The sequence below is a fragment of the Pseudomonas sp. Sample_23 genome, assembly GCF_004307595.1.
Lineage (GTDB): Bacteria > Pseudomonadota > Gammaproteobacteria > Pseudomonadales > Pseudomonadaceae > Aquipseudomonas > Aquipseudomonas atacamensis.
Genome location: NZ_RCNX01000086.1, coordinates 1 through 10,818 on the forward strand (window position 1 = coordinate 1; position 10,818 = coordinate 10,818).

Below are 10,818 nucleotides of genomic sequence, written 5' to 3' on the forward strand. Positions count from 1 at the left end.
TTTACGGTTCGCCGCGCTCAACCATCGCGCGCCATTGCTGCACACTCGGACGTTGCTGCATGCGCGCGTGCCATTCGCGCAGTGCCGTGCAGTCTTCGGGGACTTCCAGCTCAACCAGCGCCGAGAAGATCATCCCGCCCAACACGGCGATATCGGCCATGGAAAAACTGGCGCCGGCCACAAACGGCTGATCACGCAGCAAGTCGTCGAAATAGCGCATGCCGCGCACAGCCTTGTCCCGCATGCGCATGCCCCATTCAACGTTCTGGTACAGCTCCACTTCCGGGCCAAGCCCTGGGGTTGCATGGTGGAAATACACGCTGACGGCATCGAGAAATTCGATCTCGGCACGTTTGGTCAGCATGTGGATCCGTCCTTGCTCAACCGGTGTGCGGCCGGTGAGCAGGGGGTTGCCATCGAGGACGTCCAGGTATTGCGTGATGGCCGTGCATTCGGCGAGCAGCGTGCCGTCTTCCAGCTCCAGCACTGGCAGCGTTCCGGAGTAGTTCAAGCGCAAGAACTCGGGGTTCTTGTGTTCGCCTTTCCACAGATTTACCGAGACGAATTCGGTGCGGGCCAATAGCGATTTTTCCGCCAGGGCGATGCGCACGCGGGCCGGGTAGGGGCCGTTGTACCAGTCGTAGATTTTCAATGCGGAAATGGAGTGAGCGTCGTTTTGAGTCGAGTTAGCGGTCATTTTAGTTGCCCTGCCTGTCAGTTGGTAGGCAAAGACTGCGACCAGAATTCATTCCTGTCAATCCCCTACCTGCCAATTGGCAGGTAAATCTTTCGCGGGTACACTCCGCCCCATCGACCGATAGTCAGCGAGGACACAGACATGAGCGTGAACGCACGCGAAGCGATTCTGGACGCCGCCAAAACAGCGGCGCAGACCCACGGCTACAACGGCATCAACTTCCGTAGCATCGGTGCAGTGGTGGGTATCAAGAACGCCAGCATCTACTACCACTTTCCCAGCAAGGCCGACCTCGGCGCGGCAGTCGCCGAGCGTTACTGGCAAGACGCGGCCAAGGCGCTGGACAGCATTCGCGAGGCCAATCCCGAGCCGCAACAATCCCTGAAGCTGTACCCGTCGATATTCCGCACTTCGCTGGAGAACGGTAATCGGCTGTGCCTCGTCAGCTTCATGGCTGCCGAATACCAGGATCTGCCAGACCCGGTGAAGGACCAGGTGAAGAAATTCGCAGAGGTCAACATCGAGTGGCTGACCCAGGCGTTGATCGCTGCAGGAGCTGCCGACGAAGACAGCTGCAAGGCGCGGGCGCGGGCGATTTACGCGGCGGTGGCCGGTGCGCAGTTGATTGCACGCAGCCGAGGGGATATTGCGTTGTTTGATGAGTTGATCGGCAGCTACGAAAGCGCCGGGCTGATTTCAGCGGATTTCGCTGAGTAGCTTGCCACTCGTGCCGAAATCCACTTGCGGCTGTAAGCGAGCACATGTTCAGCAGTGGCCGTCGGGAAGTGAATAAACCCATGCGGACACTCCGGCAGCACATGCATTTCCACGGGCGCTGCGTGTCGCCAGCGCTCGGCGATGAGGCGCGTGTCATCCAGCAGCGGATCGAGATCGCCGGCAAACAGCAGCGCTGGCGGCAGCCCGCTGAAATCACCATACAGCGGCGACAGCGGTGGCTGGCGTCGTTGTTCGTCGCTGATATCCGGCGTGAGCAGGCGCAACGCTTCGACCATGCCGGGGCCGTCGAGCACCAGAGTATCGGCGGGCGCGGTGCGCACGCTGGGCGTGCCGGTCAGGTCGTAGACGCCGTAATACAGCAGCGCGCCGCAGATCCGTTGCAGCAGTTGCGGCGAAGACTTGAGCGCGAGCAGGGTGGCCGCCGCCAAATGCCCGCCGGCCGATTCACCGACGACAACCACGGGCAGTCCGGCAAATTCGCCATCGTTCAAGATGCCGCGAGTGGCGCGCAGACAGTCGTCCAGCAAGCCCTCGATTGGCGTCGACACGGCCAGCCGATAATCAACCGACACCACCGCCACGTCGCAGGTGTTGACGATGGCGATGTTGAAGTTGTCGTTCATCTGCGCATTGCCGATCACCCAGCCGCCACCATGGAAATCCAGCACCACGCCTCTGGTTTTGCCCTTGGGGCGGATGATGCGCACGGGCACCGTGTCGATGATCTTCCGTTCGGCGGTCAGCCCATGCTGGCGCAGCTTGCCGTCGCCGCCGAGCTGACCCGCCCGCAGCAACGCCTGAATCAGCCGTGGGGTGAGGCGATTGCGAATCTTGAAACGCGGCAGCCAGGCGAGCTTTTTGTTGAACGCGCGAACCTGCGCCAGATCGCGCTCGCCGTGCGGCCATGGGAAGTCACTCACAGGCGATTCTTCATCAGGATCGAGCAGTTCAGCGCTGCCGCGACGCACAGCCACGCCAGATACGGGAACAGAATCAGCCCGGTGACCACGTCCAGTTGCAGCGCGAGTACCACCATCACCGCGACCACCACCCACAGCACCGCCAGAATCACCAGCGCCGCCAGCACCTGATGCGCGCCGAAGAACACCGGTGTCCACAGCGTGTTCAGGGCGATTTGCGCGGCCCACAAGGCCAGCACCGTTTGGCTGCCGGGGATCAGGCTCAAGCGATAACCGGCCCAGGCCAGCAGCAGGTAGATGATCGTCCACGCTACGGGAAAGGCCCAGTTGGGCGGGGTGAAAGAGGGTTTGGTCAGCGATTCATACCACGGGCCGGGTTTGAACATCACGCCAGTGGTTGCCGCCGCCGCGCAGGCCAAAAGGAAGATGAAAAAGGTCATTGCCAGTCCTTAGCTGTGATCAGCTGTTATGGAGAGTTAAGAAGAGGACGCTTCGCTGCGCAAAAAGTTTGTTTGCAAACGCAAAATGGCAGTCAGGTTGAACTAAAAGCTGACCGTCGCGTCAGGATAAACACTGCCTTTTCCCACCGACGCGGACGACATCATGTACACCTATCACATCGAATACCGTTTCAACGGCGAGCCTCGTACTTATCTGCTCGAACTCAAGGAAGCGCAACTGGCCGAGCACGACGCGGCGATGCATCTGCTGGAACTGCATCTGGGCGATGCCGAAAACAGCCTGGTCATGCCCACGGCGGATTCGACGTCAGAGCAGATTCTCGAGCAGGCCGAGCGGGTAGGGATTACGCATATCCGGGTGGTCAGCCGGACCAATTGACCTTCGGATGCGGCGCAGGCGTCAGCAAAATGTGCTCTGGATTCAGGCCATGCGCCGCAATACCAGCACCATGCCCGCACCCACGAAGCCCATGCAGGCGATCAGCACGGGAAAAGACATCCACCACGGAACGCCGGACGTCATCATGCTGAACTCCGACATGCCACCGATGCTGGCGATCAGGTTCAAGGGAAGGAACACGACGTTGATCAGCGTCAGCTTGCGCAGCGCCCGGTTCATGCTGTTGTTGGCAAGGTTGCCATGCGACTCGATGAGGTTGGCGAACACCTTGGCGTGAATTCTGGCCTGCTGGAAGCTTTGTTCGTTTTCCACGATCAGATCATTCAGCGCAGCCAGTTGACTGTCGCTGAAGCCCTGACGCTGCCCGTGGTTGCGCAGCAGCGTCAGCACCGCTCCGTTACTTTGAATCGCATTGACGTAGTACACGAGGCTTTCGCTCAAGTTGTACATCTGCGCCAATTGCTGATTGTCCATCGCCCGGGTGAACTGCTGTTGAATCTCCCGCGCGATCTGTTTGACCACGCGCAAATGCCCGAGATAGTGATGAACGCTTTCAGCGAGTAACGCCATCAGCACGTCCAGCGGCCCGGTCATTTGCGCATCGTGCTCCAGCCCCGAAAGCAGCGAGTTGCTCGCGCAGATGACCACCAAACGTTTTTCGCTCAGCACCACTCCGAAGGACGAAACGTTGAATGCGCGCCCGTCGAAGCTTTCCGGGCGCTTCCAGATCATAAACAGGTGATCAGGCTTGACCTCGATGCGGGCCACTTCGTCAGGGTCCAGCGACGACTCTATCGCTTGTGGGCCAATGCCCAGGCGTCTGTGCAAATTCAGCTGCTCGGCTGCGTCCGGGGCGACACACAGCCAGACAGTCGCCTGTTCTCCAGATGTCCTGTGCAGGGCGCCGCAATCAATGCCATAGCCTTCAATCATTGCTCACCACGCTTGGCCACGGTGTTTGAGCTCGAGCCTTTGCGTGAACGCTTGCAGCACGCGCCGATAAAGTTCGTCGCCCAGCACCGCGTCTTCGATACCCGCATCGAGGTTGGGGTTGTCGTTCACTTCGATGACCAGGACTCGATCGCCCGCCTGCTTGAGGTCGACGCCGTAGAGGCCGTCGCCGATCAGCCGGGCAGTCTGTACGGCGAGCTGCACGACTGCGGGCGGGGCTTGTTCGACGGGCACCGCCTCGCACATCCCGTTGATCTCGCCGGGCAGCGCCTTGTGGTTGTAAATCTGCCAATGCCCCTTGGACATGAAGTATCTGCAGGCATACAGCGCCTCGCCATTGAGCACGCCGACGCGCCAGTCGTACTCGGTGTAGCAGTACTCCTGCGCGAGCAGCAGCACCGAGTGTTCGAATAACTCCTGTGCGGCTGTGGCCAGCGCTTGTGCATCGGCGACCTTGATCACACCACGTGAAAAGCAGCCATCGGGGATTTTCAGCACCAAGGGAAAACCGAGGCGACGCCCTGCGTTTTCGAGTTCCTGCGGACGATCCTTGTAGAGGATTTCCGTTGCCGGCATGCCCAGCCCGCGACGCTTGAGCAGGTCGGCCAGATAGACCTTGTTGGTGCAGCGCAGGATCGACGACGGATCGTCAATCACCACAAGGCCTTCGCTTTCAGCCTTCTTGGCAAACCGATAGGTGTGATCGTCCACTCGCGTGGTTTCGCGGATGAACAGCGCGTCGAATTCAGCAAGACGCGCGTAGTCTTTTTTCTCGATCAGCTCGACATCGATACCCAGCTGTTCGCCCGCAGCGATGAAACGCTGCAATGCCTCGGGGTTAGACGGCGGCAGGACTTCGTCAGGATCGTGCAGGATGGCCAGGTCGTAGCGGGCCACGCGTTTTGAAGCGGGCTGACGCCACGTTCTGCGATTGAACGCGTCCAGTGCGTCAGCGAAGACATGCTGCTGTTCGTCGCGAAGCTTGTGCAGCGCTCCGGCTTTGATGCCTGCGATCTGCCAGCTCTCACCGCGGCGGAATTCCACCAGCAGGATAGGGCAAGGGAACGCCTCGAACAGTTGACGGCCGATCTCTTGCAGCGGCTCGATCGAGGCCTTGCCGAAGTACAGCGACAGCGTGAACGCCTCGGTTTCGCCGTACGGGTGGTTGGCCAGCGCCCGCTCCAGGGTGCGTTGCAGATCATTCAGCCCGACCCCGTACAGCGCTTTGCGCGCCAGCTCGCTGACGGTGCGCACCGAGGGAAAAACCTTGTGCCCACGCGCCTCGGCGAGCAATGAGCAGTAATAGCCCTGACCGAGGTATTTGTAATTGCGGCAGAGGTTGATGACCTGGGTGCGATGAGGAAAATCATCGCTGTGTTCAAGGTAATCCTGAGCGAGCATCAGGCTCTCGCTGGGCAGGTAATCGGCCCAGTCATCCTTGCGTTCGACCAGTATGAGCAATCGACTTCCCGAGGGTTTGAGACTGGGAGGTTCCTCGCTGAGGGAGATTGTCGAATGCTCGGTTTTGTCTAATACTTCGTTCACGTTGGCTTGCACCGCTGACATGAGTAATGAATCCCTGTTGAAGAAGACGCCGCTTCAATAAATCACGGGCCTTTCGGTCTGTCCCGGTTCGTTACTCAAACTTTACGGTGCGGTCATGTCTTTTGATTTTCGCTTTGCATCCATGGACGATATCGACGATCTGGTCGAATTGGAGCGGGTGTGTTTTACCCTCGACCGGTTGAATCAGCGCAACTTCAGCTGGATGCTCAGTCGAGCGAATGCCGCGTTGATTGTTGTCACCTCGGGCGCAACTCTTTGCGGTTACGCGCTGGTGCTTTTTCACCGAGGCACCTCTCTTGGACGCCTGTATTCGATTGCCGTCAGCCCTGCGTGGCGCGGACATGAGCTTGGCCAGCGTCTTCTGGAACAGGCCCAGGCCTGCGCATTGGCGCGCAACTGCGCATGGCTGCGGTTGGAGGTGCGCGCTGACAACAGCGCTGCCATTCGCCTCTACGAAGCCAACGGCTATCAGCGCTTTGCCAGTGTCGAGGACTACTACGAGGACCACTGCGAGGCGTTGCGCTACGAGAAACGCATCCTGCGCGAAACACCTGCCCCCGCACGTCAAGTCCCGTATTACCAGCAGACCACCGAGTTCACCTGCGGCGCCGCGTGCTTGCTGATGGCGATGTCTGCCATCGATCCGACCCGTGCCATGACCCGAGCGGAGGAAATCCAGCTGTGGCGCGAGGCAACCACCATTTTCATGACGGCGGGGCACGGTGGCTGTAGTCCGCAGGGCCTGGCATTGGCGGCCTGGCGGCGCGGTTTCGATGTGCGCCTTGAGGTCAGTCACGCGGGCTCGCTTTTTCTTCACGGCGTACGCAGCACGGAGAAGAAGTCGATAATGAAACTGGTCGAGGACGGCTTTGCCCAAGACCTGGCGGCCACGCAAGTCGAGCAGGTGCTGGGTGATTATCTGCAGATCGGCGCTGCGTTGGCGGCCGGATACAAACCGCTGGTGCTGATCAGCAGCTACCGATTCACCCGCTTGAAAGCGCCGCATTGGGTCATCATCACTGCGTGTGACGAGGACTTCGTCTACTTGCATGATCCTGATGTCGACCACAGCAAACTCAAGCGCGGCCTGGACTGCCAGCACTTGCCGGTCAGTCACCAGGAATTTCTGCGCATGACGGTGTTTGGCGTGCAGCGGGTTCGCGCAGCCGTGATGCTACGCTCACGTTGAGGAACGATGGCTAGGCGCCGAGCACTTCATCGCCGATACAGTAGCGATCCCTGCCTTTCTGCTTCGCGGCATAAAGCAGTTTGTCAGCCGACTCGATAAGAGTGGCGGGGCTCACTTCTTGTTCGGCCGGTTTGCCAACCGCAATACCTGCGCTGGCGGTGACGTGACCCAGCGGATGGGCTTTGTGCTCCATCCGCAAGGATCGAATGGCCTCAAGAATTTCCTGCGCCACAAGCGCCGCCCCGCGAATATCGGTGTTGGGCAGCAGCACGGAGAACTCCTCGCCGCCATAGCGCACGGCGAGATCACCCGGCCGTTTTACTGCTTGCGCAATGGCTTGGCCGACGGCGCTCAGGCAATCGTCACCCGCCGCGTGCCCGTAGCTGTCGTTGTAGAGCTTGAAGTGATCGACATCGATCATGATCAGTGAGATCGACGAACCCTGGCGTCTGGCCAGGCGAATTTCGTCAATCAAAGCAGTGTCCAGCCGCCGACGGTTGGCCAGTCCGGTCAGGCTGTCGGTCAAGGCCATGTCCTTCATGGCCTGATGTGCACGGCGCAAGTCCTTTTCCATCACCATGCGTTGACGCAGTTGCCTCAAGACGATCAGTCCGAAGACCGTGAACGCGGTGATCACCGACATCAACACGAAACCGGTTTTGATCAGGTCCCAGCGCCACGGCGCAATGATCGATTCGCGGGAAAGGCCGGTTTCGACCACCAGCGGGTAGGTGCTCAATGCTCTGTAACCATACAGACGCTGGGTGCCGTCGACGACCGCTCGGACCTCGGCGATCCCCTGACTGGAAAAGGGCAGGTAGTTCTTGAACACCTCACTGTCGGCGAGGCTCTGACCGATGACCGAAGCGATGAAAGGACGACGCACGAGAATGGTGCCGTTGCGCAGCGCCAGCACCAGGGCACCCTTGTCGTCGATCTTGAAATCGCCGTAATAGTCGACGAAGTAGCTGACCTTGATGGTGCCAAGCAGCACGCCGGCGAAGGAGCCGTCCGGGTTATTCAAGCGGCGGGAAATCGGGATGATCAGGTCGTCTGTGGATTTGCTCTTGACGACGTCACCGATACGCACGTTTCGATCAGTGTTGGCGCGGTGATATTGGAAGTAGTCGCGGTCGGCGTTGTTCGCCGGGTCCGGGATCATTTCCTTGTCGGTGACGATCCATTTGCCGTCCGGGCCGTAGATAAACAGTCCATGCAACTGCGGCATCAATTTGGCCTGCTGCACCAGCAAGTTGTGGATGCGCGGTACGTCTATGTTTTGCAGGCCATCACCTTCGACGCGCTCGCCCAGGGTGGCGGTCAGCACATCGACCTGGCGGATGGCGTCTTCAGCGTGTTGCGCGGTTGCCCGCGCGAGGTTGGTGACTGAATCGCGCGCCGACGAGAAGGCTGCATGATAGTCACGCCAGGTTCGCCATCCCTCCACGCCGAGAAACGCCAGAATGACCGTCAGCATGAAGATGACTGTCAGGCGGAAAGCGGCGATCTCGCTGGCAGCTTTGATGGGAGCGGTTTGTGCGGCGTCATGCCCCTTGGTTTTGGGCATCTTACGACCGAGCATTTGAGGGTCCTTATGCTTGTCATCTCTCATCTCTTGAAAGATGACCATCCTTTTCCACCTGGAATTCAATTTACTGCCTTGGCCAGGCGGTTGCGATTGGATCGTTCAAAGCCGTGCCGGGTCAACATCTGTAATTGAAGCGCGCCTTGAGGTGAGACTTGTGAGCGAAATCATCACCGCCGGTGACTTGAACATCGACCTGCACAATGCCAACGAAACCGGCCTGTTCAAATGGCTGCTGGCGAGTTTTCTGATGGGCAAAAGGATTCAGGGCGCCATCGCCGCCAAGGCGTATCAAGTCATAGTAGAGCAGCATCACCAAGACACCCCGCAAAAGCTGGCGCAGTGTACGCACCGTCAACTGGTGTCGATGCTGGGGCAGGCGCGGTACGTGCGCTACGACGAAAGCACGGCGTCGCGATTACTCGCGCTGGCCAACAAGCTCAACAGCGAGTACGCCGGCAAGGTGAGCAACATCGTGGCGGCGAGCGCGGATCGTAAGGCGCTGGAGAAGCGCCTGTCCGAGTTCGAGGGGATAGGGCCGAAGACCGTTGAGATCTTCATGAGGGAAGCGGCTGCGGTGCTGTTTTGAATGGCCGATAGCGAACCAAGGCTCACATCGTAAAGAAGGTTGCCGCCAGTTCGTTCATCAGGATCAGCGTTCCGCCGGCGAATATCGCACAGCCCAGCAGAAACTGGAGTCCCGGGGCGACACCCAGGCTTGAGGGGAAACTCAGGTTTTTATCAATTCTCATGTCGCGCTCCTGTTACCGATGAAAACTTTCCGCCCCGTCGATGGAACGGTTGCGCTGCGCCAATACGCGCTTGGCGACCACAGGCATCGTGGGCAAGGCGTCGTCGACGGCTGGATGTCCGTCCGCTGGCGGAACGGCAGTCTCCTCAGCGAAATTATTCGGCAGCAGGGTGCCCAGGCCAAAAACATTCACCGCCATGCTGACTTTCAATCCTCGACAGGCCTGTTTGCAGTCCAGCTCAAAACCGGCGTACGCGTGCTCCATCAAACGTTGAAAATGTTCAGAGGTCAGTGCCAGGATTTTGCTGTTTTTCATGTTGATCACCTTGAGCAAGTGGCGACCCCTATCCGGGGCCGCCGAACGGGGTTCAGACATCTTTGCCTTGCACGTAACCGGAGCCCAGATCAGCACCGGTCACCGGCTCGCTGAGTGGGTCAGAGGCTGTACGGGTCTTCATCGCTTCCAGCACCTGTTCGTCTTCTGCCGGAAGGGTGACCGTCGCCAGACCATCACCGCCGTCAACTGCCGGCTCTGGAGTTTCCACATATTCCCAAACGCCGCCCTCATTCCATGGACCACGAACGTTGGGCTCGCCAGACATGTTGAAGTACTTGTTGGTGAACTCCGGCATGCCCGGCAGTTTGCCCTGCGGGAAGTTCGGCTGGATCGAATGCAGGGCTTTTTCGAAGGACTGTTGATGGGCGATTTCCCGCGTCATCAAAAAGCCCAGCGCCTCTTTGACACCCGGATCATCGGTGATGTTGATCAAGCGTTCGTAGAGAATTTTTGCCCGCGCTTCGGCTGCGATGTTGGAGCGGAAGTCGGCGGTCGGCTCGGTGATCGAGTCAACATACGCCGCCGTCCACGGTACGCCAGCCGAATTGACCAGAGGCGCGCCTGCGCCATAGAGCAGGCTGGTGATGTGCGAGTCATTACCGGCGCCATTCAGCGCGCGGTACAGCTCGCCTTCCTCCTGAACGCCTTCGGCGAGTTGACCTTTGGCGCCTTTGTTGAGCATGACAATGATCGAGCCGACCACCTCCAGGTGACTCAATTCCTCGGTGGCAATGTCCAGCAGAAGGTCTTTGCGCCCCGGATCTTCTTCAGCCAAGGCTTGGGTGAAATAGCGCGCTGCCGCGGCCAATTCGCCATTGGCGCCCCCGAATTGTTCCAACAGCAGATTGGCCAGACCCGGGTTGGGCTCGGCCACTCGAACGGTGTACTGAAGTCGCTTGTTATGTATGAACATTCAAATTTTCCTCAGACCAGGCTATCGCGCCTCGACCCTTGTGGGCGTTGGCGCATGCATAGTTTGTGAGGAGGGCGCGCAGCAGAAATTTCGTTTTTTGCCGAGTGGCAGGACGGGCGGCAGAGCGCGGAAAGTTCCGCAAACAGGACGGTTGGCTTAGCCAGGTTCCTCGACCAATGTGGGAGCGAGCCTGCTCGCGAATGCGGTACGTCAGTCACCGATTTGGCGGCTGATCCAGCGCTTTCGCGAGCAGGCTCGCTCCCACCTTGGTTCGTTTGCAATCAAGCGATTTTAAGCGCCCTCAGCACAG

Annotated in this window: 13 protein-coding genes; 4 read left to right on the forward strand and 9 right to left on the reverse strand. The window is 59.3% G+C overall.

Features of this window, described 5'->3' with window-relative positions:
- Position 1 precedes the first annotated feature (1 nt).
- Positions 2–697, reverse strand: a complete 696-nt coding sequence (locus tag D8U82_RS22880) for a glutathione S-transferase (RefSeq protein ID WP_125916017.1) — start codon at positions 695–697, stop codon at positions 2–4.
- Positions 698–838: 141 nt separating this feature from the next.
- Here D8U82_RS22880 and D8U82_RS22885 point away from each other — a divergent pair, with 141 nt between their 5' ends.
- Positions 839–1,414, forward strand: a complete 576-nt coding sequence (locus tag D8U82_RS22885; protein ID WP_130903016.1) for a TetR/AcrR family transcriptional regulator — start codon at positions 839–841, stop codon at positions 1,412–1,414.
- Here the strand turns inward: D8U82_RS22885 and D8U82_RS22890 are convergent.
- Positions 1,372–2,355 (reverse strand): alpha/beta hydrolase, encoded by a 984-nt coding sequence (locus D8U82_RS22890; RefSeq protein ID WP_125926120.1) that lies wholly within the window; start codon positions 2,353–2,355, stop codon positions 1,372–1,374. The genes D8U82_RS22885 and D8U82_RS22890 overlap by 43 nt on opposite strands.
- Complete coding sequence (locus D8U82_RS22895) at positions 2,352–2,795, reverse strand: TspO/MBR family protein (RefSeq protein ID WP_041480509.1); 444 nt, start codon at positions 2,793–2,795, stop codon at positions 2,352–2,354. The genes D8U82_RS22890 and D8U82_RS22895 overlap by 4 nt, the downstream gene beginning before the upstream one ends.
- A gap of 163 nt (positions 2,796–2,958) precedes the next feature.
- Here D8U82_RS22895 and D8U82_RS22900 point away from each other — a divergent pair, with 163 nt between their 5' ends.
- Positions 2,959–3,195, forward strand: coding sequence for a hypothetical protein (locus D8U82_RS22900; protein ID WP_177434157.1), 237 nt, complete (start codon positions 2,959–2,961; stop codon positions 3,193–3,195).
- Positions 3,196–3,237: 42 nt separating this feature from the next.
- Here D8U82_RS22900 and D8U82_RS22905 read toward each other — a convergent pair whose 3' ends face one another.
- Positions 3,238–4,149, reverse strand: coding sequence for a magnesium transporter CorA family protein (locus D8U82_RS22905; RefSeq protein ID WP_130903018.1), 912 nt, complete (start codon positions 4,147–4,149; stop codon positions 3,238–3,240).
- A 3-nt stretch (positions 4,150–4,152) separates the two neighbouring features.
- Positions 4,153–5,733 carry a RimK family protein gene (locus tag D8U82_RS22910; RefSeq protein ID WP_130903019.1) on the reverse strand — a complete coding sequence of 527 codons (1,581 nt, stop codon included), beginning with the start codon at positions 5,731–5,733 and terminating at the stop codon, positions 4,153–4,155.
- A gap of 94 nt (positions 5,734–5,827) precedes the next feature.
- Between D8U82_RS22910 and D8U82_RS22915 the strand changes: the two genes are divergently transcribed.
- Positions 5,828–6,922 carry a GNAT family N-acetyltransferase/peptidase C39 family protein gene (locus D8U82_RS22915; protein WP_130903020.1) on the forward strand — a complete coding sequence of 365 codons (1,095 nt, stop codon included), beginning with the start codon at positions 5,828–5,830 and terminating at the stop codon, positions 6,920–6,922.
- Between the two features lie 10 nt (positions 6,923–6,932).
- Here the strand turns inward: D8U82_RS22915 and D8U82_RS22920 are convergent, their stop codons facing one another.
- Positions 6,933–8,504 carry a sensor domain-containing diguanylate cyclase gene (locus D8U82_RS22920; protein WP_130903021.1) on the reverse strand — a complete coding sequence of 524 codons (1,572 nt, stop codon included), beginning with the start codon at positions 8,502–8,504 and terminating at the stop codon, positions 6,933–6,935.
- 160 nt (positions 8,505–8,664) lie between these two features.
- Between D8U82_RS22920 and D8U82_RS22925 the strand changes: the two genes are divergently transcribed.
- Positions 8,665–9,096, forward strand: a complete 432-nt coding sequence (locus tag D8U82_RS22925; protein ID WP_130903022.1) for a DNA methylase — start codon at positions 8,665–8,667, stop codon at positions 9,094–9,096.
- A gap of 22 nt (positions 9,097–9,118) precedes the next feature.
- On the opposite strand, the gene D8U82_RS28180 is transcribed toward D8U82_RS22925, so the two are convergent.
- From D8U82_RS28180 to D8U82_RS22935, 3 genes are read right to left on the reverse strand one after another with little or no spacing between them, the layout of a single operon-like run.
- Positions 9,119–9,259: a hypothetical protein gene (locus tag D8U82_RS28180; RefSeq protein ID WP_177434158.1), complete on the reverse strand. Its 141-nt coding sequence runs from the start codon at positions 9,257–9,259 to the stop codon at positions 9,119–9,121.
- Positions 9,260–9,271: 12 nt separating this feature from the next.
- Positions 9,272–9,574: a hypothetical protein gene (locus D8U82_RS22930; RefSeq protein ID WP_130903023.1), complete on the reverse strand. Its 303-nt coding sequence runs from the start codon at positions 9,572–9,574 to the stop codon at positions 9,272–9,274.
- Between the two features lie 52 nt (positions 9,575–9,626).
- A complete protein-coding gene (locus D8U82_RS22935) occupies positions 9,627–10,508 on the reverse strand; it encodes a manganese catalase family protein (protein WP_130903024.1) in 882 nt (293 codons plus the stop codon).
- Positions 10,509–10,818: the final 310 nt, after the last annotated feature.